Genomic DNA, 26,367 nt, shown 5'->3' on the forward strand with positions numbered 1-26,367 from the left:
CTACCTGCAGGAGCACCAAACCTATGTCAATTCTCGGCAACGCCAAGGAATTTTTCGGCCTCGGAGTCCAGGACGTCAACGACGCAGACGAGGCCTACTACTACGACGAGCCGCGCTACGCTGCGGCGGGCGCCGGATACGCCCGCGAGACCAGTGTGGAGCGCGAGCCGCGCGCCTACGACGCCCCGCACACCCGTGAGTACGGCTCCACCCGCGTCCACACCTCGGCGCTGGTCAACGCTGTGCCCCGCAGCTACAACGACGCCCGCGAGATCGGCGAGCCCTTCCGTGACGGCGACGCCGTGATCATGGACCTGACCGACCTCGACGCAGCCGACGCCAAGCGTCTCGTCGACTTCGCCGCTGGCCTGTGCTTCGCGCTGCGCGGCAAGATGCACAACCTGACCAAGGGTATGGCGACTGATCGCCGCGTGTTCGCCATCGTTCCCGAAGGCTCGCACATCTCCGAGGGCGAGCTCGAGCGCGCGGCGCACCTGCGCTAGCGTTCGCCCGCTGCTAGCAGGTCAATGCCCCTTCTGACACCCGTTACGGGTGAGGGAAGGGGCATTAGTGCTCTCGGGGCAGCACAGGTAGGCTGCTACACGTGGCTTTATTCGGATCAATTCTTGTGGCGCTCATCGGGCTTTATTCCCTCATGGTGGTTATTCGCATCATCGTGGAGATGATCCAGTCGTTTTCCAAGCACTTCGATCCGCCGCGCTGGTTCATGGTCGCGGCCGAGTACATCTTCGTGGCGACGGATCCCCCGGTCAAAGCGCTGCGCCGACTCATCCCGCCGCTGCAGATGGGCAACGGCATTGGCATCGACATCAGTGTGATCGCCCTGTTCCTCATCCTCATGCTGCTTCAGGTTGGCGTCCAGGCGCTGCTCGTGATGCCGTTCTTGCGCTAAGCGTGGGGGTACTTTTTCGGGCGCTGTGGGGCGCTTGGCGTGCAACAGGTCAACGTCCACGGTAGATTGAGGGTATAAATGTATTGACGTGGGTGTGCTTCGGATACACTTAGCGTGTCAACACAATACAAAACGTACTTTTATTCAGGGCGTTCCTTTTCTTTGGGGGAGCACCCGCCCGCTCACACTTGTGGGCCTGACATTAACGCGAAGGGAACTCTAATGCCGCTGACTCCAGCAGACGTGCACAAAGTCGCTTTCAACAAGCCTCCGATCGGCAAGCGGGGTTACAACGAGGACGAGGTTGACCAGTTCCTCGACCTCGTAGAGGACACTCTCGCCCAGCTTCTGGACGAGAACGACGATCTGCGCGCCCAGGTGGAGGAGCTCAGCCGCGGTGGAGCCACGCAGGCTCCCTCCGCGCCGGTTGCTGCCGCCCCCCAGGTCGATGAGAAGGCCCTCCGCGCCGACATCGAGGCCGAGATTCGCGCCGAGTACGAGCAGAAGGTCCGCGCCGCCGAGGCTGAGGCACGCTCCGCCCGCGAGGACGCTGAACGCGCTCGCAAGCAGGCAGGGGAGGCTGGCTCCAACCGCAGCCAGCCAAGCACCGTTGCTGCCACTGCAGAGCCGAAGGCAGAGGCTTCTGCCGATACCCATGTTCAGGCTGCGAAGGTCCTCGGCCTCGCCCAAGAGATGGCCGACCGCCTCACCTCCGACGCGCAGGCTGAGGCACGCTCCATGCTCGACGAGGCCCGCGGTGCCGCTGAGCGCCAGCTGCAGGAGGCCGAGTCCAAGGCGAACGAGACCACCCGCGCCGCTGAGTCCCGTGCCCTGCAGCTCGTGTCTGAGGCCGAGAAGAGGGCCGACGAGACCACCAACGACGCCAACTCCCGTGCTGAGGCGCAGGTCCGCCAGGCTGAGGAGAAGGCCCAGAAGCTGCAGGCTGACGCCGAGCGCAAGCACACCGAGATCATGAACACGGTGAAGCAGCAGCAGGCCGCTCTGGAAAACCGCATCGCTGAACTGCGCACCTTCGAGCGCGAGTACCGCACGCGCCTGAAGACGCTGCTGCAGTCCCAGCTCGAGGAGCTCGAGTCGCGCTCGACCTCCGCACCGAGCGGCGACGCTGGCGAGAAGTAAGACTTACGCCCACGCGCACCCCTTGACCCTCACCCGGGTCAGGGGGTGCGTTTCGTTGCGCTAGAATAAACCACGTCGCCGATGCGTTGAACTTAACGCGCATCGAACGCACGCGTTGATCCGGCCATCACCGGGGAGCGTTTCCGGAAGAACAGCCGCACCCTACGGGGTCGGCCCAGTAGAACCGGACGTCACCGGGAAGACGTCACTTCCTTCACCACAAACGAAGTGGGGGTCAGTTCGCTGGCCTCAAGCAGGGTGGTACCGCGCGGTTGCCCGCGTCCCTGCAACGTCAAGGCATTAAACGTGAGTGAAGGAGTAGGTCGTATGGTTGACGTCGGCGGGGTGTACCCCAAGGTCGATATGACGGGCGGCAGCAGTAGCTTCCCGGAGATGGAGCGCATCGTTGGTGCGTATTGGGATGAGGATGGCACGTTTCAGGCGTCGTTAGCAGGCCGCGAAGGCTGCGAGGAATACGTCTTTAACGACGGGCCCCCGTTCGCCAACGGCCTGCCCCACTACGGGCACCTGCTCACGGGTTACGTCAAGGACATCGTGCCGCGTTACCGCACGATGACCGGCCACCACGTGCCGCGCGTGTTCGGCTGGGACTGCCACGGCCTGCCCGCCGAGCTGGAGGCGGAAAAGCAGCTCGGCATCACGGACAAGGCCCAGATCGAGGACATGGGCCTGGAGAAGTTCAACGAGTACTGCGCCAAGTCCGTGATGAACTACGCCAGCGAGTGGGAAGACTACGTCAACCGCCAAGCGCGCTGGGTCGACTTCGAAAACGGCTACAAAACGATGGACCTGGACTTCATGGAGTCCGTCATGTGGGCGTTTAAGGAGCTCTACGACAAGGGCCTAATCTACCAGGGCTTCCGCGTCCTGCCGTACTCCTGGGCCGAGCACACGCCGCTGTCGAACCAGGAGACGCGGCTTGACGACGCCTACCGCGAACGCCAAGACCCCACAGTGACCGTGACCATGCCGTTTACCGGCGCCCGCGCGGGTTACCAGGCCGAGAAGACGTGGGCCGAGCACCCCGAGCTTCACGACGCCGCCGCCATCGCCTGGACCACCACGCCGTGGACGCTACCGTCGAACCTGGCGCTCGCTGTGGGCCCCGAGGTCGAGTACTCCCTCGTGCGCGTCGGCTCCACGGGCGCGGAGGGCTTTGTCGGCGCCACGCTGCTGCTCGCCAGCAACTTGGTCGGCGCGTACTCGAAGGAGCTCGGCGAGGACGCCGAAGTCGTGGCCACGTTTAGCGGCGCGCAGCTCGAAGGCCTTGAATACACGCCCGTGTTCGACTACTTCGCCGACACCGCCAACGCGTTCATGGTGCTCACCGCCGACTACGTCACCACCGAAGACGGCACCGGTGTGGTCCACCAGGCTCCCGCGTTCGGCGAGGACGATATGGCCACCACGGAGAAGTACTCGATCCCGCTGGTCATCCCCGTCGATGCCGACGGCAAGTTCACATCGCTGGTGCCCGAATACGAGGGCAAGCTCGTTTTCGACGCTAACCGCGACATCATCCGCGACCTGAAGGCAGCGGGCCGCGTCGTGCGCGACCAAACCATCGTGCACTCCTACCCGCACTCGTGGCGCTCGGGCGAGCCGCTGATCTACATGGCGCTGCCCGCGTGGTTTGTCAAGGTCTCCCAGTTCCGTGACCGCATGGTGGAGCTGAACCAGGAGATCGAATGGATCCCGGCGCACATCCGCGACGGGCAGTTCGGTAAGTGGCTCGAGGGCGCGCGCGATTGGAACATCTCGCGCACCCGCTACTGGGGTTCGCCTGTGCCGGCGTGGGTCTCCGACAACCCCGAGTACCCGCGTGTCGACGTCTACGGCTCCCTCGACGAGCTCGAGCGCGACTTCGGTGTGCGCCCGGAAAGCCTGCACCGCCCCTACATCGACGAGCTGACCCGCCCCAACCCGGATGACCCGACGGGTAAGTCCACGATGCGCCGCGTGCCGGATGTGCTGGACTGCTGGTTCGAATCCGGCTCCATGCCTTTTGCCCAGTACCACTACCCGTTTGAGAACGTCGCCGAGCACGACGCGCGCCAGCCCGCCGATTTCATCGTCGAGTACTCGGGCCAGACGCGCGGCTGGTTCTACGTCCAGCACGTGCTGTCCACCGCGCTGTTCGACCGCCCGGCGTTTAAGAAGGTCGTCGCGCACGGCATCGTGCTGGGCTCCGACGGGCAGAAGATGTCGAAGTCGAAGGGCAATTACCCGAACGTCAACGAGGTCTTTGACCGCGACGGCTCGGATGCGATGCGCTGGTTCCTCATGTCCAGCCCGATCCTGCGCGGCGGCAACCTCGTTGTCACCGAGCAGGGCATCCGCGACGGTGTGCGCCAAGCGCTTCTGCCGATCTGGAACGCGTACAGCTTCCTGCAGCTCTACTCCTCGCATGAGGCGCGCTGGTCCGTCGACTCCGACAACGTGCTCGACCGCTACATCCTGGCCAAGACCCACGACCTGGTCGCGGGTGTCGCCCAGGCGCTGAGCGATACCCGCATCGCCGACGCCTGCGACGAGGTGCGCCAGTTCGCCGACACGCTGACCAACTGGTACGTGCGGCGCTCCCGCGACCGCTTCTGGGAGGGCCAGGAGGCGCATCCGGAGGCCTTCGACACGCTCTACACGGTGCTCGAGGTACTCACGCGGGTCACCGCACCGCTTCTGCCGTACATCACCGAGGTGATCTGGCGGGGCCTGACGGGCGGGCGTTCCGTGCACCTGGCGGATTACCCGCGCGCCGAGGAGATCCCGGCCGACGCTTCGCTTGTGGCCGCGATGGACGCGACGCGCGCGGTGTGCTCCGCGGCGTCGTCGGTACGCAAGGCCAACAAGCTTCGCAACCGACTGCCGCTGCCGAAGCTCACCGTCGCCCTGCCGGAGTCGGCGCGGCTCGCCGACTTCGCGGCCGCGATCCGCGACGAGGTCAACGTCAAGGAGGTCGAGCTGACCGACGACGTCGCGTCCGCCGGTTCGTTCGAGGTTGTTGTCAACGCGAAGGTGGCGGGTCCGAAGCTGGGCAAGGATGTGCAGCGCGCGATCAAGGGCGTCAAGGCGGGCAACTACGAACGCCAGGGCGACAACGTCGTGGTGGACGGAGACATCGTGCTCACCCCTGAGCTCTACACCGAGCGGCTCGTCGCCGTTAACCCCGAGTCCACGGCGCGTATCGACGCCCTCACCGGCGTCGACGGCCTCGTGGTGCTCGACACCACCGTCACCGAGGAACTCGAGGCCGAGGGCTGGGCGGCGGACGTCATCCGCGGCCTGCAGGACGCGCGCAAGGCCTCCGGCTTCGAGGTCTCCGACCGCATCTCCGTTGTGCTCAGCGTGCCAGGGGACAAGCATGAGTGGGCGCGTCGTCACGCAGAGCACATCGCCGCCGAGACACTGGCTACCTCCTTCGAGGTGGTCGAGGGTGAGGCGCTCGAGCACGAGGTCGTCGCGGGTGTGAGCGCTACGGTGGCGAAGAACGCTTAGGTTCGCTTCCCCCTCAACCCGGCGCAGGTTGCAGCGTTTCGGGTTGAGGGTGAAGGCCTGCGTTTAAGCTGGGATCATGTCGCGCTGGGTGTTGCATATCGATATGGATGCGTTTTACGCGTCCTGCGAACAGCTCACCCGCCCGACGCTCAAGGGGCGCCCGGTGCTGGTCGCCGGCGTGAGCGGTCGGGGAGTGGTCGCTGGCGCGAGCTACGAGGCGCGCAAGTACGGCGCGCGCTCGGCGATGCCGACCCACCGCGCGGCCCGGCTCGTCGGGCCAAAAGCCGTGCTTGTCGCCCCGCGCCGGGCGGTGTACACCACGGCGTCGCGTCGGGTGTTCGAGGTGATCGCGCGCCACGTGGACGTCGTCGAGCAGCTCTCCATCGACGAGGCTTTTATGGAACCCGCCGAGCTCGCGGACGCGAGCCCCGACGACATCCGTGAATGGGCGAACCGGCTGCGCGCGGAGATTAAACAGGAGACGGGGCTGCCGTCGTCGATAGGCGCGGGCTCCGGCAAGCAGTACGCCAAGATCGGCTCCGGGCTGGCGAAGCCGGATGGGGTGTTTGTCATCCCGCGCGAGGAGCAGCTGGAAATCCTGCACCCGCTGCCCGTCAACCAGCTCTGGGGCGTGGGGCCCGTGACCGAGGCGAAGCTCGCGTCGGTGGGGATCGAGACGATCGGCGACTTCGCGGCGCTCAGCGAGCGCGAGGTAGAGATCGCGCTCGGCGGTGCGGTGGCGAAGCAGCTGTGGGGCCTGGCGCGTGGCATCGACAACCGCGAGGTCGCGCCGCGCGCCGAGGCGAAGCAGATCTCCTCGGAACACACCTACCCGCAGGATTTGACCACCCCGCCACAGGTGGACGAGGCGCTCAAGCGCGCGGCGGCCGAGTCGCATCGCCGCTTGCTTCACGACGGCCGCGGGGCGCGCACCGTCAGCGTGAAGCTGCGCATGGCCGACTTTCGTATCGAGTCGCGCTCGGCCACGCTGCCGTACGCCACCGACGACGCCGAAACGCTTCTTGCCACCGCCTTCAAACTCGTGCGCTACCCCGAGGAAGTTGGGCCGATCCGGCTCGTCGGGGTCTCATACTCCGGGCTGGAGGACGCGCTGCAAGACGTGCTGTTCCCCGAGCTTGACCAGGTGATCTCCGCAGGCAGCGTCACCTCCGATGTCGAGGTCGGGGTCAGCGACTACGCGGAGCCGGTGCACGCCACGGTGACGGATGCCCCCTTAGGCTGGCGCGCCACGCAAGACGTCTACCACCCCGAGTACGGCCACGGCTGGATCCAGGGCACCGGGCACGGGTGGGTCACCGTGCGTTTCGAGACCAGGGCGACGGGCCCGGGCCGTGCGGTGAGCCTGCGTGTCGACGACTCCCTCCTCACGCCCGCCGACCCCATCGACTCCCTGGCCTGGGACGAGTGGCTGGGGCAGGAAGGCGGCTAGTCCAGCAGCGCCCGCGGGTCGGTGCCCGTGGCCAGCGCCGTGAGCAGTGCCATGCGCGCCTGGCCTGCGCGCAGCCAGCCGGCAGAGAGCACCCCGTGCTGCGCGAGTGTCGCACCGCCGCCACCGCCGCCGTAGGCGAGGCTGACTTCGCCGGACGGCACGGAGGTGCTTATCACCACCGGAATGTCCGCCTCGGCGGCGCGCACCAGCGCGCGCCCCATCTCTTCGGAGACGTTGCCGGAGCCGAGCGCCTCGACGACGATGCCGTCGACGCCGCTGTCGATGGTGAAGTCGACGAGCTCGGGGCCCGCGCCGGGCCACGCCCGCAGGATAGGCACGTTGAACCTGGCCAGGGGAGCGGGGTCGACGGCGGCGGGGCGCGGCAGCGTCATCGGGGCGGTGAGCGCGAAGGCGCGCCGGTTATCGGTGTCGTGCTTGTACAGACCGCGGGCGGCGAGGCTGTCGCCGCCGAAATGCACGGTCACGCCGCGACCGCGGGCCAGGGGGTCGGCGGCCATCTCGATGGCGCGACGCAGGTTGGCGGGCCCGTCGGCGTGCGGGTGGTCGGCGGGCAGCTGCGCGCCGGTGAGGATCACGGGCCGCGGGTCGCGCTGGACCAGGTCGAGCGCGAGCGCCGTTTCCGCCATGGAGTCGGTGCCATGGGTGATCACGATGCCGGAGATGAGCGCGTCGTCAAGCGCAAGGCTCACGAGCGCAATGAGCGTATCGACGTCCCCGAGCCCCATAGAAGAGGAGTCAAGGAGCACCGAGTCGTAGACACGGGTGGGTTCCGATGCGTCGCAGGAGGTGACGAGTTCTTCGGCGGAGAGCGTGGGCACGCGCGCGCCCGAGGAATCGGTGGTGCAAGCGATTGTGCCGCCGGTTGCGATGACGAGGACGAAGGGCTCGCCGGGCTGGGGAAGAGTCATGTTTACCAGAGTGTCGGTTGGGGTTTGTTGTTATTAAACGGTAACCTCGGCAAGGTTACACCCGTATGAAGGAGACGTGAGACAAAGTGAATGCAAGGAAACTCACCGCCGCTGTCGCAGCTTTCGGCGCGGCCCTGAGCTTGGCAGCATGCTCAACCGACGGGGAAACCGCCCCCACCACCACCCAGGCCACCACGGCATCCGCCCCGGGATCCGCCGAAGCAGCTCCGGCGGCCCAGCTTCCCACCGCCGCTGAGCTCAACGGCGTGCTCATGCGAGCAACCGACCCCAACCTGCCGATGGAAGAGCGCGTCAACACGGTGCAGGGTGGCCAGACCGCGCCCGAACTGTTCGACGTCATGGCCCAGTCGCAGCAGGAATCCGGCGCCAACTTCCAGGTCGTCGACCCCGTCCTGCCTGGCTACGAGCCGAACACCGTGCTCGCGAGCGTGAGCTTTACCCAGCCGAACCAGGCCACCGAGCTTGCCGACAACGTCGAGTTCGTCTTCGAGGACGGCAACTGGAAGCTCTCCCAGACCTGGGCCTGCACGCTGGTGACCCACACCTTGCCGCCGGAGCAGATCCCGGCGATGTGCCAGGCGGCACCGGCGCAGGCGCCTGCTGAGGCTCCGGCTGAAGCGCCTGCTCCTGCTGAAGCGCCTGCTCCTGCGGAGGCACCGGCGCTGTAGAGCGCATGTGAGTGACAAATGTTGCACAACCCTTAGATTCGACCTGGGGAAATGACAAATGTTGCAGCGGGGTTGCAACTTTTGTCACTACCTCGCGTCTAGGGCGAGGCCCTGCGCCCACGAGTGACAAATGTTGCACGGCCCCTAAAAGCGACCTGGGAAATGGCAAATGCTGCAGTGGGGTTGCAACTTTTGTCACCAACCACCCAAGAAACTAACGCCACACCTCATCCGTCCACATCGTGGACAGCGTCAACACCCGAGCGCGCGAGTCCCCCTTACTAATGCGCTCGCGCCACCGCCTGCGCAGCCACCGATCGTGGCTGGTGATAATCACTGTGCCCTCAAAATCGGCGAGCGCGACCTCGAGCTCTTCTGCGAGAACCAGGGAGAGGTGGTTGGTGGGCTCGTCTAACAGCAGCAAGTCTGGAGGAGAGGCGAGGATGACCCCGAGGGAGACGCGGCGGCGCTGGCCCAACGAAAGGTCCTCGAGCGGTGTCGCCGCCTGCTCCTCGTTCATCAGCCCGAGGCTGACCAGCGAGGGTGTGCCGTCGGGCACGAGGGAATCGAAAACGTCCTCCGCGCTGCGCGTCAGGTCCGGCCAAGAGTCGTCCTGCTCAAGCCTCGCGATCGTCATCTCCTCGGGCATGATTAGCTCGCCGCCGTAGTCGGACAAGGTGCCGTCAAGGATCTTCAGCAGCGTGGATTTACCGGACCCGTTCGGTCCCTCCACCAGCAGTTGGTCGCCGGGCTGCACCTTCACATCCAGGGGTGCGAGGCGGTCGGCGACACTGAGTTGCTTGGCCACCACCGCGGGCAGACCGAGGCTGGTCACCGTGTGCGGCGGCAGGCCACGAAACTCAAGCCGCGCTGGGGGCGCGGGGATCTCGGAGCGCTCAAGGGCCTCGAGCCTGTTTTCGGCGGAACGACGCCTGTTGCCGACCGTTTTGGCCGCGCGGTCGGCGTAGAACTTAGCCGCGATCCGCGACTCCGTTTTGTTCTCGTGGGAATGAAAGACATCATCCGCACTCTGCTGGGCCGCGGCCGCCAGCCTCGTCCTTTCCTGCTCCTGGGCGGCGTAGTCGCTGGCCCAGCGCACGCGGCGGGCGTGGCGCGCCGCCAGGTAGTCGCTGAAGGATCCGGAAAAGCGCGCGCCTTGGCGCGTGCTCTCACCGAAGCCACCCTCTGCCCCGAGCGAGGGGTCGAGGTCGACGAGCCCGTCGCAGGCGGCATCAAGAAAGAAGCGGTCGTGGGAGGCAGCGAGCACGGGGCCGTCAAACGCGCGCAGCTCGTCGATGAGAAAGTCCACGGCCTCGTCGTCGAGGTGGTTGGTTGGCTCGTCAAGCACCATCGCGTCAACGGGGCGCAGCAGCAGCGTCGCCAGGGCGAAGCGGCGACGCTGGCCACCGGACATCTCACCCAGCGGGGTCGCCAACGAAACGTTGGCAAGGCCCAGCCCAGCCAATACGGTCGCGATGCGCGCGTCGAGCTCCCACACCCCGGAGTTCTCGGCGCGGGCGAGGGCGCGGTCGAACGAGGCGGCGAGTGAATCGTTGTCCGGCTCGCTGGCCATGCGCTCGGCGAACTCCGTGATGTCGCGTTCGATGAGGCGCAGTTCGTTGACGGCGGCGTCGATAAGCGACGAAGCTGGCTCGGTAAACGGCAGGGAGGTTTCCTGGGCGATGAACCCTGTCAGCGGCGGAGTGACCAGCGTGCCTGCGTCGGGGTGAAGCTCGCCCGAGATCACGCCGAGGAGCGTCGATTTGCCCGCGCCGTTTTCCCCGATGAGCCCGGTGACCGAGCCGGAGGGCACAGCGAACGAGATGTCGGTGAGCACGCGGTGGCCGCCGGGGTAGGAAAAGGAGATGCCGTCCAGGCCGATGTGCAATGGCGCGACCATGTTAACCCCCGTACTCGACGGCGCTGGTGATGTCCTGGACAACGCGCGTCTCGGCCTGGGGGCCGGCGTACACGACGCGGGTGGTGGCCTTGACGGCGCCCGCCACGGGCAGAGGTCGGCGAAGGTCGACCGTGATTTCGCCTTCGGAGGTGGTCGACGCCGCGTCGACGGTCAGGGTCGCGCCGTTGAGCTCGCCGGCGACCTCGTTGTCGATGGTGACCTCCTGCTGCGTGGGGCGCTCGTCCACAGTCACGTCCAAGGTGACGGTGTCGCCGTCAAGAGCGGTGACGGTGTAGGTTGTGGTGCGCCGCATGCTGGCGTCGCCCGTGATGCGGTTGGTCACCGTCCACGACCCGCCCACACCGACGGGTTCGGCGGGGAAGACCACGTTGGTCGAGGCCAGGGTGAGCAGGGAAGACTCAACGATCTGCCGGCCGGTCGACGAAGATTCCGGCGGGGCCAAGAGCTTGAGCGTATCGACGCGCCCCGCGGCGTCGGCACGCCAGCTCATGAGGAACCCTTCCGCGGTGGCGACCTCCTGGCCGAAGGCGAGGTCGGAGTGCGAGCCGGACCCGACAGTGAAGTCGATGCGCCGCGCCGCGTCGTTCTCACCGCTGCCTGGCGCCGGGGCGGGCTGCGCGGTCACGCTCAGCGGCAGCGTCACGCGGTTGACGTCGCCGCCCGCCGGGGCCTGCTGCTCCACAGCACTGGTGGCCTGCACGGATTGGTCGATTCCGCCGGAGACGCGCACCTCGGTCTCCCACGGTTCGGTGTCGCCCGTGTCGCCCGTGTCGTCGAACCGCAGCGGGCGCGGGTCGGCGCCGGCCTCGACGAGGGTGACGCTGGGGGCATCCGGGGCGAAAGCGGGCACGTCAGCGACGGGATCGGGCTCACCTCGGCTGCAGCCCGTCAGCGCCACGGTGCTGGCGAGTATCCCGGTGAGGGCCCCTGCGAGGAGTCGACGCTTTACTATCACCCTTTGAACTTACCGCACCGTGCACGGCTAAAGTTGTCAGGCGATGGAGGACAACGTGAACGTGCAAAGTGGCCCCCGCGCGCGGTGGACCTGGTACATCGTGGGCATCATGCTGGCGATCGCCTCGATCGACCAGGTGGTCAAGCAGCTCATGTTGAGCATGCTGACCCCGGGCGAGCCCGTGCCCGTGATCGGCGACTGGTTCCGTTTGTACCTGCTGTTTAACCCCGGCGCGGCGTTTTCGATGGGGCAGGATTCAACCTGGCTGTTCACCACGATCCAGTTGGCGTTCGTGGTGGGCGCGTTGATTGCCGCGCCGCGCATCAAGGACCGATGGGAAGCCCTGGGGCTGGCCATGATCGCGGGCGGCGCCCTGGGCAACCTCATCGACCGCCTGCTGCGCGAGCCCGGCTTCTGGTTCGGCCACGTTGTGGACTACATCTCGGTGGGCGGCTTCGCGGTGTTCAACATCGCGGACGCTTCGATCACCGTGGGTGTGATCGTGTTCGTCCTGGCGGTGTTCGCCGCCGAGAGGAAGAACGCGCATGGGCGGTGAGTTCCGCGCCCTACCCGTGCCGGAGGGGCTCGATGGGATGCGGGTGGACCAGGCGGTGTCGAAGCTGTTTGGGCTCTCGCGCAGCGTCGCCGCCGAGCTCGTCGCCGAGGGCAGCGTGCTTATCGACGCCTCCCGGGTCGCCAAGTCAGACCGCGTGCGCGCCGGCGCACTGCTCGAAGTCACGCTGCCCGAGCCGCAGAAGCCCCCGGCGCCGAAGGCCGAGCTCGTCGACGGGCTGAGCATCATCTACAGCGACGACGACGTGATCGCGGTGGACAAACCGGTCGGCGTCGCCGCGCACCCCACGCTGGGCTGGGAGGGCCCCACCGTCGTCGGCGGTCTCACGGCGATGGGCTTTCCGCTTCCCGACGCCGGCCCGCCCGAGCGCAAGGGAATCGTCCAACGCCTCGACGTGGGCACCTCCGGGGTCATGGTGGTGGCCAACAGCGTGCAGGGCTACTCGGTGCTCAAGCGCGCGTTTAAGGAGCGCACGGTGTCGAAGACCTACCACGCCGTGGTCCAGGGCCTGCCTGACCCGATCGTGGGCACCATCGACGCCCCAATCGGGCGCCACCCCTCCTCCGGGTGGAAGTTCGCCGTAACCTCGGACGGGCGCCACGCGGTCACGCACTACGAGCTCGTCGAGGCGTTTCGCGAGGCGAGCCTGCTGGAGATCAGCTTAGAAACCGGCCGCACTCACCAGATCCGCGTGCACATGTCCGCCGTGGGCCACCCGTGCGTTGGCGACCCGATGTACGGCTCGGATCCAAACCTGGCCAAGCGCGTCGGGCTGATCCGCCAGTGGCTGCACGCCACCAAGCTCGGGTTCATCCACCCCCGCACCGGCGACTTCATGGAGGTTGAATCCCCGTACCCGGCCGATCTCGCCCACGCGCTCGAGGTGCTGCGCGCGTGAGACGCATCGCAATAGTTGCCCTGCTGGTCGTTGCGCTAGTGGCGGGGCTGTGGGCGCTGGGGGTTGCGGCGCAGCCCGCGCCGACGTACCAGGGCGACCAGCTGGGCATGGAGCAGAGGGAGTCGCCTCAGGAGTATGTGGCGCGGGCGCGGGCGTCGATAAGCGAGGGCGAGGAGGCTGTGTGGGCGCTTGTGTCCTTCCAAGGCGAGCTCAGCCCCGCCGAGGCGGCGGGCGTGGTGGAGCCTGTGCGACGCGTCAGCGCGGTGGTGTTTCCAGGTGCGCCCCCGCGCCCAATACCGGAGCCCGTGGCGGGGCGCAGCCGCGCTGAGGTGTTTACCCACGAGGCCGACCGGGCGCGCGCCGCGGGGTTCGACGTGGCCGACTCCCCGCAGTCGGTGTTGGTTAAGGATGCGCCCGCGGTGCTGCGCGACATCGCCGCGGACAGCAGCGTTTTCGCTGTGGAAGCTCTGCCGCCGGACGCGCGCGTCGGCGCGTTCGGGATTTCACCCGTGCGACCTCACAGTTTCGACGCAGCGCCTTCATCTTACGTTTCACCAATGTCTACTTAACGCCCAGGAAGCATGTCGCGCTGGCGTGTATAGTTTTTCGAGTTGGAGTTCACACGCCCTGTGAGGAGCAGCTTTGGTTTCCGTCCCCGGAATCGACACATCCCGTGACCGCACGACCGCGCGGCCCGGTCGGAAGCGGGGCCTCGGGAGGGCAAAAGCAGCGACCGCACTTGCGGTCGCCTCATTGCTTTTCGCCACGGCGTGCGGTGCTGGTGGGGATGAGAAGAAGAAAAACGGCTTGGCCGCCGGTGACTACACCGTCGTGCGCGAAGACGACGTCACCAACAGCATCGTTGTCAACGGCAACATCTCACCAGCCCGCACGATGAACTTGACCACCCCGCTGCAAACAGAGGTGGAAAACGTTGCTGTGGCCGCCGGCGACCGCGTAGCCGTGGACCAGTTCCTGCTGGACATGAACTCCACCGCCGCGGAAGCCCAGCTTGCTCAGCAACAGCAGCAGCAGGCCAACGCGCAGGCGGATGCGGTACAGGCGGCGGAAGCGGCCCAGGCGCAGCTCAACGCCGTGCGGGACCAGATCAACCGCGGGACCTACCCCGCGATCGCCCAGGCGCAATCCGCCGTGAACCAGGCCCAGGCGGCTTACGACGCAGCCGTCGCTGGCCAGGGCGCTGTCGCCATGGACGCCTCGGTCAACCAGATCAAGCGCTTTATCGGCGACATCAGCTCCGGTGGCGCGCCGCACCCCGCGCCGCAGCCGGTTCCAGTCCCGGTGCCGGTGCCTGTTCCTTCCCCTGAACAGCAGCAGTTGATCCAGCAGCGCATCGTTGAGCAGGAGCAGGCCGCCCAGGCCCAGCAGCAGGTGGCAACCCAGCTCAGCGTGGCCCAGGCCGAAGCCGCACTGCGCGAGGCCTACGCCCAGCTTGACGTCGCGCGCACCCAGGCCGCCCAGGAGCGCGATCAGCTCAAGCGTCAGGCCGAATCGGCGTGGCGTCAGGCCGAAATGGCGAGCAATGCAACCGGTGACGGTGCCCTGGAATACCAGGTGCAGTCCGCAACTGTTTACGCCCCGATGGGCGGTCTGGTCACCAGCGTTGACGTCAAAGAAGGCGACGTGCCCCAGGGCAAGCTGCTGACCATCGTCGATGATTCGCGGCTGCTGATCCGCACCCAGGTGCGAGAGGTGGATATGCCCAACATCAAGACCGGTAACCGCGTCACGTTCACGAGCACCGCGACGGGTCCCAAGGAATTCGCGGGCCGGGTGTCATGGATTTCGCCCGTTGGCGCGCCGGGAGAGGGCGACCAGCAGGCCAACGCCTCCGTGATGTTCCCCGTTGACATCGAGGTCACGGGTGATAAGGAAGGGCTGCTGCTCGGCGGCAGCACGCGAGCGGAAATCATCACGGAAGAAACCCCAGACTCGCTGTCCGTGCCCCTCGACGCGGTCTACGACGACGCCGGGACGAATAAGGTCCTCGTGCTGAGCACTGACGAGGGCGACAAGCGCGGCACCGTCGAAGAGCGCACGGTGGAAACCGGCGCGGCCAACGAGGTCGACGTCGCCGTGACCGGCGGCGACCTGAAGCAGGGTGACATCGTGATCAACTGGCCCGATCAGTACCGCGACAAGCTCGGCGACACCGTCGCCGTGGTCGACCCGAACTTCAATCCCGACGAGGTCGCCCAGGCCCGAGCCAGCTCCGCGCCCGCTCCCACCACGAGCGCCCAGAACAAGGGGTAGGCCCGTGAGCGAACCTACCTCCATGGCCGAATCCGGCCTGTTGATTGACATGCGCCGCATTGTCAAAACCTACAACCCCGACGAGCCCAGCGAGGTCAAGGTCCTCCACGGAATCGACTTCTACACCGAGCAAAGCGAGTTCGTCTCTATCGTCGGGCCCTCGGGCTGCGGCAAATCGACATTGATGAACCTGATCGGCATGCTCGACCGCCCCACAGAGGGCGCCTACGCGTTCAACGGCGAGCCCGTCTACGCCAAGCAGGACCAGGAGTTGGCGTCTTACCGCAGCCAGAACATCGGCTTCATCTTCCAGAACTTCAACTTGATCGGGCGCATTGACGCGCTACAGAATGTTGCGATGCCCATGATGTACGCGGGCGTCGATAAGCGAGAGCGCGAAGAAATCGCCGCCGAGCTGCTCAAGAAGATGGGGATGGGCGACCGGCTCAAGCACCTGCCAAACGAGCTTTCGGGCGGTCAGAAGCAGCGCGTCGCCATCGCGCGCAGCCTCGCCAACGACCCAGACCTGCTGCTTGCCGACGAACCAACCGGCGCCCTGGATTCCTCGACCGGGCGCATGGTCATGGACCTGTTCCACGAGCTTCACCAGGAGCTGGGCAAAGCGATCGTGTTCATCACCCACAACCCCGACCTTGCCGAGGAGACGGAGCGAATCGTGGAGATGAAGGACGGCAACATCTCGAATATCCGCCGCCCCAAGGCAGGGGTTGTGCGATGAACCTGCGCGAATCCCTCAGCCTGGCGGCGTCCAGCCTGAACAACAACAAGTTGCGCTCGCTTCTGACGCTTTTGGGCATCATCATCGGCATCATGGCGGTGATCATCATCATGACGCTTGGCGCCGGCCTGCAGAAGCAGGTTATGTCATCGCTCGAGGCCGTCGGCGCGACCAATCACATGGTGTTGGTGCACGAACGGTCCGAGGAAACTGACCCGAACGCGGCTGTCGCCGGGCCGAGCTCAGCACCACCGAGGGACGACCAGGACAAGATTTCGTTCGAGGAGCTCGAGCAGATGCGCGCCCACTTCGGCCCCCGCATCCAGGGCGTTGACGTGGTTAGCTCGGTGTCCAACTCGGGCCAGGTCACGCGCGAGCAAACCGACACAGCCATCACCGTTTACCCCTCGCTGGCGGACACACTGACCATGCGTAACAAGAATGTGCAGTTCGGCCGGGCGCTCAACGCCGACGACATCGCCCAGGGCCGGCCGGTGACCGTGGTGTCGAAGCCGCTTATCGACGCACTTTTCAACGGCGACTCCCAGTCGGCCCTCGGCGAGCGCATTGACGTTGCCGTCGGCAGCCATACGGCCGTCTTCACTGTCGTGGGCGTGTTGGAAGACGAGGGCAACGCCGGGATGTTCTCCGGTGGGACTACTACGGCCGAGTCGTACATCCCGATTGGTGCGGCGGAGCGGGTGGGCGCGCCAGTAACGGCTATTACGGGGTTCTCTGTGCAGTCGAGCGCGGGCGAAGACACGGCGGCGTTCCAATCGGAGCTGCAGCGCTACGTCAACCGCTGGTACGAGCGCAACCCGAACTATGAGATAACGGTGGTTGATCTGTCCAAGGGCCTCGAAGAGCTGACCAACGTGTTTGGGATCATCTCGACGGTGCTGTCTTCGATCGGTGGCATCTCCCTGGTCGTCGGCGGCATCGGCGTGATGAACATCATGTTGATCACCGTCACGGAGCGCACCCGCGAGATTGGCGTGCGCAAGGCGCTCGGTGCGACGCAACGCGACATCCGCACACAGTTCATCGTCGAGGCGATTTTGGTCTGCCTCGTCGGCGGCATCATCGGCATCGTGCTGGGCTCCGCGACCGGCATGATTGCCACCTCGGCGTTTAACGCGTTTGTCTGGCCACCCATCGGCGCCGTGCTGATGTCTCTGGCATTCTCCCTGGCCACGGGCGTGTTTTTCGGTGCCTACCCGGCGTCGAAGGCCGCCAAGATGCAGCCTATCGACGCCCTGCGCTACGAGTAGAACCGTCCGGGTTACACCCCTGTGATTTGGGTGGTTTTGCTGTGTCGGCGTGGGGGTTAGGATAGCCGCATGGCTAAAAACTCCTCGTTCGTCCACCTGCATAACCACACAGAATTTTCCATGTTGGACGGCATGGCAAAGGTGGACCTGCTCGCGGACGAGGTAATCCGCCAGGGCATGCCCGCGGTGGGGATGACCGACCACGGCAACATGTTCGGCTCCAACGCGTTTTACCGCCGCATGGTCGAGTCGGGCGTCAAACCGATCATCGGCATCGAGGCCTACATGGCGCCTGAGTCGCGCTTTAACAAAAAGCGCGTGCTGTGGGGAACCCCGGACCAGAAGCGTGACGACGTCTCCGCGTCCGGCGCGTACCTCCACCAGACCATGTTGGCGGAGAACGCCACAGGCCTGCGCAACCTGTTCAAGCTGTCCACGCTCGCGTCCTACGAGGGGCAGCTGGGCAAGTGGCCGCGCATGGATGCGGAGCTGATCGCCGAGCACGCCGACGGCATCATCGCCACGACCGGGTGCCCCTCGGGTGATGTGCAGACGCGCCTGCGCCTCGGCCAGTTCGACGCGGCCCTGGAGGCCGCCGCGATGTGGCAGGACATCTACGGCAAAGACAACTACTTCCTCGAGCTGATGGACCACGGCCTGCACATCGAGCGCAGGGTGCGCGATGACTTGCTCAAAATCGGTGAGATCCTCGAGCTGCCGCCGCTGGTGACCAACGACTGCCACTACGTGCTCGAGTCGCAGGCCCCGGCGCACGAGGCGATGCTGTGCGTCCAGACCGGCAAGACCATGATGGACCAGGACCGCTTCAAGTTCGACGGCACCGGTTACTACATCAAGTCCGCGGCGCAGATGCGCGAGCTCTGGGACTCGACCGTGCCCGACGGCTGCGACAACACGCTGTGGATCGCCGAGCGCGTCGGCGACTACTCCGAGCTGTGGGAGGAGCACCCGCACGACCGCATGCCGGTAGCGGACGTGCCCGAGGGCGAGACCCCGACGTCATGGCTGCGCAAGGAGGTCATGCGCGGGCTGGAGGAACGCTTCCCGGGCCAAGAGGTCCCGCAGGAGTACATCGACCGCGCGAATTACGAGGTCGACGTGATCGACATGAAGGGCTACCCCTCGTACTTCCTTATCGTCGCGGAGATCATCAAGCACGCCCGCGAAATCGGCATCCGCGTCGGCCCTGGCCGTGGCTCGGCCGCCGGCGCGCTGGTCGCGTACGCGCTGACGATTACCAACATCGATCCCATCGAACACGGGTTGCTGTTTGAGCGATTCCTGAACCCGGAGCGCCCGTCCGCGCCGGATATCGATATCGACTTCGACGACCGCCGCCGCGGGGAGATGATCACTTACGCGGCCGAGCGTTGGGGCGAGGACAAGATCGCGCAGGTGATCACCTTCGGCACCGTGAAGACGAAGCAGGCCATTAAGGACGCGGCCAAGGTGTGGTTTGGCCAGCCTGGTTTCCAGATGGCCGACCGCATCAACGGCGCGCTGCCGCCCGCGATTATGGCCAAGGACATTCCGCTGGTGGGGATCACGGACCCGGAGCACGAGCGCTACCCAGAGGCCGCGGAGGTCCGCTCGCTCATTGAGACGGATCCGGACGTGGCCAAGATCTACGAAACCGCCCGCGGCCTCGAGGGCGTGGTGCGCCAGGCAGGCGTGCACGCCTGCGCGGTGATCATGTCCCGGGTGCCGCTGATGGACCACATCCCGATGTGGAAGCGCCCGGCGGACGGCGCGCTGATCACCGGCTGGGATTACCCGGCGTGTGAGGCGATCGGCCTTCTGAAGATGGACTTCCTCGGCCTGCGTAACCTCACCGTCATCGGTGACGCGATGGCCAACATCGAGAAAAACCGGGGCGAGACGATCGACCTGGAAACCCTCGACATCGACGACCCTGCCGTCTACGAGTTGCTCTCGCGCGGCGACACCCTCGGCGTGTTCCAACTCGACTCCGTTGGCATGCAGGAGCTGCTCAAGCGCATGAAGCCGACCGGGTTTAACGATATCGTCGCCTCCCTCGCGCTGTATCGCCCGGGCCCGATGGGCGTCAGGGCGCACGAGGCGTACGCGGACCGAAAGAACGGCCGCAAGCCGATTACGCCGATTCACCCGGAGCTCGAGGAGCCGCTGAGGGAGATCCTCGACGAGACCTACGGCCTAATCGTCTACCAGGAGCAGATCATGAGGATCTCGCAGAAGGTGGCGAACTACACCGCCGGTGAAGCAGACGGCTTCCGCAAGGCCATGGGTAAGAAGAAGCCCGAGGTGCTGGCCAAGGAGTACACGAAGTTCTCCGAGGGCATGTTCTCCAACGGGTTCTCTAAGGACGCCGTCGACGCGCTGTGGGGCACGATTGAGCCGTTCGCCTCGTATGCGTTTAACAAGTCCCACGCCGCCGGTTACGCGCTTGTGTCCTACTGGACGGCCTACCTCAAGGCCAACTACACCGCCGAGTACATGGCCGCGCTATTGACCTCTGTCGGCGATAAGAAGGACAAGTCGGCGATCTACCTCGCGGATTGCCGCCACCTCGGGATTAGCGTGCTGCAGCCGGACATTAACGAGTCCGAAGAGAACTTCGTGGCTGTGGGCAGCGACATCCGCTACGGCCTCGCCGCGGTGCGCAACGTGGGCGTGGAAGTGGTGGAGTCGATCAAGGAAACCCGCCGCACGAAGGGGGCGTTTTCGAGCTTCTCCGACTACCTGGACAAGATCGAGCTGCTCGCCTGTAACAAGCGCATCACGGAGTCCCTGATCAAGGCGGGTGCGTTCGACTCGCTGGGCCACCCGCGCAAGGGGCTGATGCTCGTGCAGGAGGACGCGGTTGATTCGGTGCTGACCACCAAGAGGGCCGCGGACAAGGGCCAGTTCGACCTGTTCGCCAGCTTCGCGGGCGAGGGCGGCGCGGAGCAGGCCGTGTTCACCATCGACGTGCCTGACGACGAGTGGGACCGGAAGCACACCCTGGCGCTCGAGCGGGAGATGCTCGGGCTCTACGTCTCGGGCCACCCGCTCGACGGTTACGAGGAGGCCATCGATGCGCAGACGGACACGCAGCTCACGGACATTTTGTCGGGCGAGCTGCGCAACGGCGCCGAAATCACCATCGGCGGTCTAATCTCGAGCGTCGACCGCAGGTTCTCTAAGAAGGACGGCTCGCCCTGGGCGATTGTCACCATCGAGGATCACCACGGTGCCCAGGTCGATGTGCTGTTGTTCAACAAGGTCTACTCGTTGGTTGCCCCGCAGATCGTCGAAGACAACATTGTCCTAGTCAAGGCGCACGTGACCATCCGCGACGAGCGGATGAGCCTGTTTGGCGACGACGTCAAGGTGCCTGAGCTTGGCCCGGGCAACGGCGCCGGCCTACCGCTGCGCCTGACCATGCGCACGGAGCAGTGCACCCTGGATAACATCCGCAAGCTCAAGCACGTCCTGTCGACCAACCCGGGCGATTCCGACGTCTACCTCAACCTCGTCCACGGCGACCAGTCGCAGCTGATGGTTCTCGGCGACCACTTGCGCGTGGAGCGCTCGGCCAGCCTGATGGGCGACCTCAAGGCCAACCTCGGCGCGGGGATTGTGGGTTAGCTGCTTATCGACGCCCTCACTCGCGCCCCGGAAGCCTCCGCGCTGACGCCGCCTAGCCCAGCGGGTTGGGCAGGATTCCCGCCATCACGGCGCCGGCGAGAGCCGCGATCGCACCGAGCAGTGCGGTGAGGATGCCAGCGACCAGGCCGAACGAGCTCAACGAGCTCGACGAACCGGGCGAGGTTTCACCCGCGGCGGGCGGGGCGATGAGCGAATCCACCTGGTAGACGGTGGTGGTGCCGGAGACTTCGTTGCCCACCGCGAGCAGGTTCTTGCCGTTGGGGGAGTCGCTCGCCGGGATGAAGGTCAGCCCCTCCGGGCCGAGGTCGCCGGCGTTGGTCGCGAAGTCGCGGTTGTTGAGGTAGGTCTGGTACTTCGCGTTGTAGGGATCGGTGATGTCGTAGACCATGACACCGCCGACGCGCTCGAAGCCGATGAAGGCGTAGGTGCGGCCGTCGATCGTGCCCAGGGTGACGCCCTCGGGCTCGGGGCCCTTATCATCGGAACGTGCGTCGAACTCGGCCTTCGTGTGGTTCGAGTTGAAGTAGTCGGGGAGCACTCGCGCGGTGATGCGCTCAAAGTCCTCGCCGGAATCGAACACGGGGGTGCCGTCGGCGGAGAAGATGGAGAAGCTGCGGCCACCAAAAGCGTAGAGCTCGTCGTAGCAGCCGCTCTCGTCGTTCAGGCCAAAGGCGGTGCTCATGTTGAGGCGTCCGGCGCCGGCATCGGAGCGCATCGCGGCAACCTCTTCAGGCGACAGGCCGCCGATGTTGTCGCAGACCGGGGCAATGCCCTTTTTGCCGAAGTCCTTCAGGCGCTCTTCTTCGGAGTAGGCGTCCCAGTCGCGGGAGTCGCCTTCGTTTGCGGTGACGATGTAGGTCTCGCCCGCTGACGAGTACGACGCGATGGCATCCGGCTGGAGGATGCCCTTGATGGGCCAATTCCATAAATTGATGCGATCGTCTTTGTCGCTGGCGTCGAACGCCACGGTTGTGCGGTCCTGGTATCCGAGGGGGAAGATGTGCTTCACGGAGGCGGATGCGATGTCGACGACCGCAATGGCGTTGTTCTCCTGGAGCGAGACGTATGCCGTGCCGCCGGAGACGGTGATGTATTCCGGCTCGAGGTTCTGCGCGACGGTGGCGGAGTCGCCGACTTGGCCGAAGACATGGACACCGTCCGGCAGCGCGCCGGGGGTGTTGAAGGCAGAAAAGTCCGCGGTGCGCACATCCTCTTGCTCGGATGCATCGACGCCGCTGCGCAGCGCGATAACGGACACGGAGCCCTCGGGGTCGACGGAGTAGTCGCTGGCGGGCTCACCCTCGTTCGCGACCAAGGCGTAGCTGCCGTCCGCGGTGAGGGTGACCATGTCGGGCAACGCGCCGACGGTGACGCGGCCGAGCGGCTCAGAAGCCAACTCGCTAGCACCCGCGTTGAAGAAGATCAGCTCCCCTTCCTCGGTCTTGGTGGCGGGCTCCACGGTGGCGACCGCGAGGCCGTCGGCGCGCACGGCGACGGAATTGATCGTGGTGCCCTCGCCGCCCGACACCGAGCCGATACGGGTTGGGTTGGCCGGGTTGTTGACATCGAGCACGTCGATGACGCCCGCGTTGGCGTTGACCGTGAGCAGGCGCTTCGATGCGGCGTGGTAGGCGACAATCTCAGCGGCGGATTTGTCGAACACCTTGGTGTCGTAGGAGCCGATTGGCTTAATCGAGACGGTGGCGTCGGGAGCGCTGTCGTGGACCGGGTCAGTGACAATCGCCGCGTGGGCAGGAGTAGCGAGGGCGAATGCGGAGGCAAGTGCGGTCGCAGCAGCACCGAGCGCTGCGGGGCGGGGGATGCTCACTTAAGGGGCACCTTTCACGAATAATGGATGTAACTGACAGGTTATTCTTAACTGAGCCGTGTGGCCCCGAGATGGAATCGGGGGCAGGTTTGGGTGAAGGTCTGGTTAAGGCCCGGTAAACGGCCCCTCTTGGGTGCCTCGCGCCCTCGGGCCGGAACCGTTGCGGATAAACTGGCTGTCCATGAGCGAGACAACGAACTTCCAGCCCGTGCACGCAGCCGACATCCAGGCGGCGCAGGCGAGGATTTCGTCCGTCATCGAGCCCACCCCGTTGCAGTACTGCCCCCGCCTGTCGCAGCAGTACGGGGTGGAGGTGTACCTCAAGCGCGAGGACCTGCAGGACGTGCGCTCGTACAAGATCCGCGGCGCCTACTACAACATCGCCAACCTCACGCCGGAGGAGAAGGCGGCGGGCGTCGTGGCGGCGTCGGCAGGCAACCATGCCCAAGGCGTGGCGTACGCCTGCCGTGCGATGGGCATTCGCGGCAAGATCTTCGTGCCCAAGCCGACGCCGAAGCAGAAGCGCGACCGCATCCTCGTCCATGGCGGCGACGCGATCGAGCTCGTCGTCGTGGGCAATAGTTTCGACGAGGCGGCTGAGGCTGCGCGTGCCGACGCGATCGCGCGCGGCGCAACCGTCGTCGAGCCTTTCGACGCCCGCGCCACCATGGTCGGGCAGGGGACCGTCGCCGCGGAGATCCTCAGCCAGCTCACCGGGCTCGGTCGCGAGCTCGGCAGCGTCGCTGTCCCCGTCGGCGGCGGCGGGCTGCTTGCTGGTGTGGCGTCCTACCTCGCCGACATGTCGCCTCTGACGTCGATCATTGCCGTGGAGCCGAAAGGGGCGGCATCGCTGCACGCGGCGCTCGCCCAGGGTGAGCCGGTGACGCTCGAGTCGATCGACCCCTTCGTCGACGGCGCGGCCGTGAAGCGCATCGGCGCGCTGCCGTTTCAGGTCATCGACGCCAACCTAAGCCGCATCCACATGGTCATTGCCGACGAGGGCGCCGTGTGCACCGAGATGCTCAGCCTGTACCAAAACGAGGGCATCATCGCCGAGCCGGCGGGTGCGCTGGCGGTCACGGGACTTAACGGCGTGAAGTTCGAGCCGGGCAGCACGGTGGTGTGCATCATCTCCGGGGGCAATAACGACGTGCTGCGCTACGCCGAGATCATGGAGCGCTCGCTGATCCACCGCGGTCTCAAGCACTACTTCCTGGTGAACTTCCCGCAGGAGCCGGGCCAGCTGCGCACCTTCCTCACCGATATCCTCGGACCTGACGACGACATCGTTTTGTTCGAGTACCTGAAAAAGAACAACCGCGAAACCGGCACCGCGCTCGTCGGCCTCGAGCTGACCCGCGCGCGGGATCTGGAGCCGCTCATGGAGCGCATGGACGCATCCCCGATCGACTGCCGCCGGCTGCAGCCCGGCACGCAGGAGTACGACTTCATCGTCTCCGGGTAAGAGCGGTTACCTAGCGCCGCCGCGCCCACTCGTGCAGGCGCTCGCGGCTGGCGATGAACAAGTAGCAGATGAGCGGGTGGACAAGCGCTACCAGCGCCAGCCCACCCTGCCAGTGCCCGATGACGCTGGGCACGTAGCTGGCGAAGAGCAGCGGGAACGAGCGGCTCATAAAATCCCTCGGGGCAAGCGCCGAGTACGTGGGAACGTGGCGCAGCAGCGCGGCAGCGATACAGGCCACTGAGGCTACCCCGAGTGCGAACTGCCACGGGGTGTGCGCGCTGCGAAGGCAGGAGATGCACAGCCCGACCGACGGCAGCGCGACCACGAGCAACCACGCGAGGTTGAGGCGTCTTTCCGTGCTGGTCAGGGGCACCTCGCGCCGCCTATACCGTGCGCTCGATCAGCGCGAACCCCCAGGGCTCCAAGGTTGTGGAGTCCGCGGTGACCTCCGGGTTGGTAAAGGAGTACACCAGGTTGCCGCCGACGGGCACGGTGACGGGGGCGTCGCTGAAGTTGCAGGCGAGGGTGACAGGCTCGGGGGAGCCGTAGCTCATGGTCAGCCAGGTCTCTGAGTTGTCCACGTGGAGATCGCGCAGGTCCTCGCGGGCGAAGCCGTAGCGCTCGCGCAGGCCGATGAGCGCCTGGTAGGCCTCGAAGACTTCGTCCTGGTCGCGGTCGAACTCCCACTTCAATCGGGCCGACTCGAAGGTCGCCGGGGCGGAGGGGTCGGGCACGTCGTCGGGGTCCCAGCCGAGGCGCGAGAACTCGTGGAAGCGGCCCTCGCGGGTGAGCCGGTTGAGCTCCTCGTCAGTGTGCGAGCAGAAGAAGGGAAACGGCGTGCGGGCGCCGAACTCCTCGCCCATGAACAGCATCGGAGTGAACGGGGAGCACAAAACGACCGCCGCTTTGAGCACCTGCTGGGCAGGCGAGAGGTACTGCGAGGGGCGATCACCTGCCGCCCGGTTGCCTGTTTGGTCGTGGGTGGTGGTGTAGGTGATCATGCGCCACGGCCCAATCGCGTCGAGGTCCAGGGGGCGCCCGTGCGTGCGCCGCCGGTACTCCGACCACGTGTCGCGGAAGCGGTAGGCGTGGCGCAGGGTGTCCGCGAGGATGTCGACGGTGCCGAAGTCCACGTAGTACGCCTGGCGCTCCCCGCTAACCAGGGTGTGGATGCAGTGGTGGACGTCGTCAAGCCATTGCGCGCTCAGGCCGTAGCCGCCGACGGACTCGTCGTTGACAATGCGCGGGTCGTTTTGATCCGTTTCGCCGATGATCGTGCGCGGCACCCCGGTTGCTTCCGCCACCGAGTCGGAGACGCGGCGGATTTCCTCCATGATGGAAAACGCGCGCCGGTCGTCGTAGGCGTGCACGGCGTCGAGGCGCAACCCATCGAGGTGGAACTCGTCGAGCCACTGGCGCACAGCGTCGAGGATGTAGGCGCGCACCTCGTCGGAGCCGGGGCCGGAGAGGTTGACCACATCGCCCCAGTCGGTGTGCCCGGCGGTGGTGTACGGGCCGAAGGAGCCGTTGTAGTTCCCTTCGGGCCCGAAGTGGTTGTAAACCACGTCCAAGATCACCGCGATGCCTTTGTTGTGGGCGGCGTCGACAAGCTTTTTTAGCCCCTTGGGCCCGCCGTAGGAGTCCTGCACGGCGAACCACTCGACCCCGTCGTAGCCCCAGTTGCGCGTTCCGCCGAACGGCTGCACCGGCATCAGCTCGATGGTGGTCACGCCAAGGCCGAGCAGGTAATCAAGCTTGTCGACGACCCCCTCAAACGTCCCGGCGTCCGTAAACGTGCCGACGTGCAGCTCGTAGATGAGCTGGCCGCGAAGGTGCAGTCCGGCCCAGGATTCGTCCGTCCAGTCGAAGTCGGTGCCGACGACTTGGGAGGTGCCGTGCACGCCGTCGGGCTGGGCGCGGCTGCGCGGATCCGGCAGCGGCTTTGACCAATCCGAGCCGTCGAACAGGCGAAACGCGTACCGTTGGCCATCGCGCGGGGTCACGACGGCCGGGTCGAGAACCCACCACCCGGTGCGCGTGCCGTCCCTTGACATGGGATGCTCGGCGCCGTCGACAAGCAGGCGGGCATCGTGGGCGAACGGGGCCCACACCTCGAACATTTCGACGCAAGACATATAACCGACAGTAGTAACA

20 protein-coding genes are annotated in these 26,367 nt (G+C 66.0%); 14 read left to right on the forward strand and 6 right to left on the reverse strand.

Features of this window, described 5'->3' with window-relative positions; translation table 11 throughout:
• Positions 1-23 precede the first annotated feature (23 nt).
• The 5 genes from E3227_RS07610 to E3227_RS07630 all read left to right on the forward strand — a co-directional run bounded on the left by E3227_RS07610 (position 24) and on the right by E3227_RS07630 (position 7,019).
• Positions 24-503: a cell division protein SepF gene (locus E3227_RS07610; RefSeq protein WP_136651513.1), complete on the forward strand. Its 480-nt coding sequence runs from the start codon at positions 24-26 to the stop codon at positions 501-503.
• A 101-nt stretch (positions 504-604) separates the two neighbouring features.
• Positions 605-913, forward strand: a complete 309-nt coding sequence (locus E3227_RS07615; protein WP_136651514.1) for a YggT family protein — start codon at positions 605-607, stop codon at positions 911-913.
• Between the two features lie 222 nt (positions 914-1,135).
• Positions 1,136-2,053 (forward strand): DivIVA-like cell division protein Wag31, encoded by a 918-nt coding sequence (gene wag31 / locus E3227_RS07620; protein ID WP_144318079.1) that lies wholly within the window; start codon positions 1,136-1,138, stop codon positions 2,051-2,053.
• Between the two features lie 327 nt (positions 2,054-2,380).
• Entirely contained in the window at positions 2,381-5,569 is a 3,189-nt protein-coding gene (ileS, locus tag E3227_RS07625) for an isoleucine--tRNA ligase (RefSeq protein WP_144318623.1), read from the forward strand.
• Positions 5,570-5,645: 76 nt separating this feature from the next.
• Positions 5,646-7,019, forward strand: coding sequence for a DNA polymerase IV (locus E3227_RS07630; protein WP_144318080.1), 1,374 nt, complete (start codon positions 5,646-5,648; stop codon positions 7,017-7,019).
• Here the strand turns inward: E3227_RS07630 and E3227_RS07635 are convergent.
• Positions 7,016-7,948: an asparaginase gene (locus tag E3227_RS07635; protein WP_144318081.1), complete on the reverse strand. Its 933-nt coding sequence runs from the start codon at positions 7,946-7,948 to the stop codon at positions 7,016-7,018. The two genes, E3227_RS07630 and E3227_RS07635, sit on opposite strands and share 4 nt — an antisense overlap.
• 86 nt (positions 7,949-8,034) lie before the next feature.
• Between E3227_RS07635 and E3227_RS07640 the strand changes: the two genes are divergently transcribed.
• Complete coding sequence (locus tag E3227_RS07640) at positions 8,035-8,637, forward strand: WKL family lipoprotein (RefSeq protein WP_136651519.1); 603 nt, start codon at positions 8,035-8,037, stop codon at positions 8,635-8,637.
• Between the two features lie 214 nt (positions 8,638-8,851).
• Here E3227_RS07640 and E3227_RS07645 read toward each other — a convergent pair whose 3' ends face one another.
• Together E3227_RS07645 and E3227_RS07650 are read right to left on the reverse strand one after the other, a co-directional pair.
• Positions 8,852-10,537 carry an ABC-F family ATP-binding cassette domain-containing protein gene (locus E3227_RS07645; protein ID WP_144318082.1) on the reverse strand — a complete coding sequence of 562 codons (1,686 nt, stop codon included), beginning with the start codon at positions 10,535-10,537 and terminating at the stop codon, positions 8,852-8,854.
• A 1-nt stretch (position 10,538) separates the two neighbouring features.
• Positions 10,539-11,456: a DUF6263 family protein gene (locus tag E3227_RS07650; protein ID WP_144318083.1), complete on the reverse strand. Its 918-nt coding sequence runs from the start codon at positions 11,454-11,456 to the stop codon at positions 10,539-10,541.
• A 166-nt stretch (positions 11,457-11,622) separates the two neighbouring features.
• Between E3227_RS07650 and lspA the strand changes: the two genes are divergently transcribed.
• The 7 genes from lspA (at position 11,623) to dnaE (ending at position 20,899) form a co-directional block, all read left to right on the forward strand.
• The gene (gene lspA, locus E3227_RS07655; RefSeq protein ID WP_425456919.1) at positions 11,623-12,069 is read left to right on the forward strand and encodes a signal peptidase II; all 447 of its coding nucleotides are present in this window, start codon (positions 11,623-11,625) and stop codon (positions 12,067-12,069) included.
• Positions 12,059-12,985 (forward strand): RluA family pseudouridine synthase, encoded by a 927-nt coding sequence (locus E3227_RS07660; RefSeq protein ID WP_136651523.1) that lies wholly within the window; start codon positions 12,059-12,061, stop codon positions 12,983-12,985. The genes lspA and E3227_RS07660 overlap by 11 nt, the downstream gene beginning before the upstream one ends.
• Positions 12,982-13,554, forward strand: a complete 573-nt coding sequence (locus tag E3227_RS07665; RefSeq protein ID WP_144318084.1) for a hypothetical protein — start codon at positions 12,982-12,984, stop codon at positions 13,552-13,554. The genes E3227_RS07660 and E3227_RS07665 overlap by 4 nt, the downstream gene beginning before the upstream one ends.
• A 184-nt stretch (positions 13,555-13,738) precedes the next feature.
• Entirely contained in the window at positions 13,739-15,259 is a 1,521-nt protein-coding gene (locus E3227_RS07670; protein WP_144318085.1) for an efflux RND transporter periplasmic adaptor subunit, read from the forward strand.
• 22 nt (positions 15,260-15,281) lie between these two features.
• A complete protein-coding gene (locus tag E3227_RS07675; protein ID WP_136651667.1) occupies positions 15,282-15,998 on the forward strand; it encodes an ABC transporter ATP-binding protein in 717 nt (238 codons plus the stop codon).
• Entirely contained in the window at positions 15,995-17,269 is a 1,275-nt protein-coding gene (locus E3227_RS07680; RefSeq protein WP_144318086.1) for an ABC transporter permease, read from the forward strand. The genes E3227_RS07675 and E3227_RS07680 overlap by 4 nt, the downstream gene beginning before the upstream one ends.
• A gap of 69 nt (positions 17,270-17,338) precedes the next feature.
• Positions 17,339-20,899, forward strand: a complete 3,561-nt coding sequence (gene dnaE, locus E3227_RS07685) for a DNA polymerase III subunit alpha (protein WP_144318087.1) — start codon at positions 17,339-17,341, stop codon at positions 20,897-20,899.
• A 52-nt stretch (positions 20,900-20,951) separates the two neighbouring features.
• On the opposite strand, the gene E3227_RS07690 is transcribed toward dnaE, so the two are convergent.
• Positions 20,952-22,748, reverse strand: coding sequence for a choice-of-anchor I family protein (locus E3227_RS07690; RefSeq protein WP_144318088.1), 1,797 nt, complete (start codon positions 22,746-22,748; stop codon positions 20,952-20,954).
• A gap of 181 nt (positions 22,749-22,929) precedes the next feature.
• On the opposite strand from E3227_RS07690, the gene ilvA reads away from it, so the two are divergent.
• On the forward strand, positions 22,930-24,213 hold the full coding sequence (gene ilvA, locus E3227_RS07695; RefSeq protein WP_136651529.1) for a threonine ammonia-lyase IlvA: 1,284 nt from the start codon (positions 22,930-22,932) through the stop codon (positions 24,211-24,213).
• Between the two features lie 10 nt (positions 24,214-24,223).
• On the opposite strand, the gene E3227_RS07700 is transcribed toward ilvA, so the two are convergent.
• Positions 24,224-24,586, reverse strand: coding sequence for a hypothetical protein (locus tag E3227_RS07700; RefSeq protein ID WP_144318089.1), 363 nt, complete (start codon positions 24,584-24,586; stop codon positions 24,224-24,226).
• Between the two features lie 10 nt (positions 24,587-24,596).
• Positions 24,597-26,348, reverse strand: coding sequence for a malto-oligosyltrehalose trehalohydrolase (gene treZ, locus E3227_RS07705; protein ID WP_246062653.1), 1,752 nt, complete (start codon positions 26,346-26,348; stop codon positions 24,597-24,599).
• Positions 26,349-26,367 lie beyond the last annotated feature (19 nt).

Source organism: Corynebacterium sanguinis, from assembly GCF_007641235.1.
GTDB classification, from domain to species: Bacteria; Actinomycetota; Actinomycetes; order Mycobacteriales; family Mycobacteriaceae; genus Corynebacterium; species Corynebacterium sanguinis.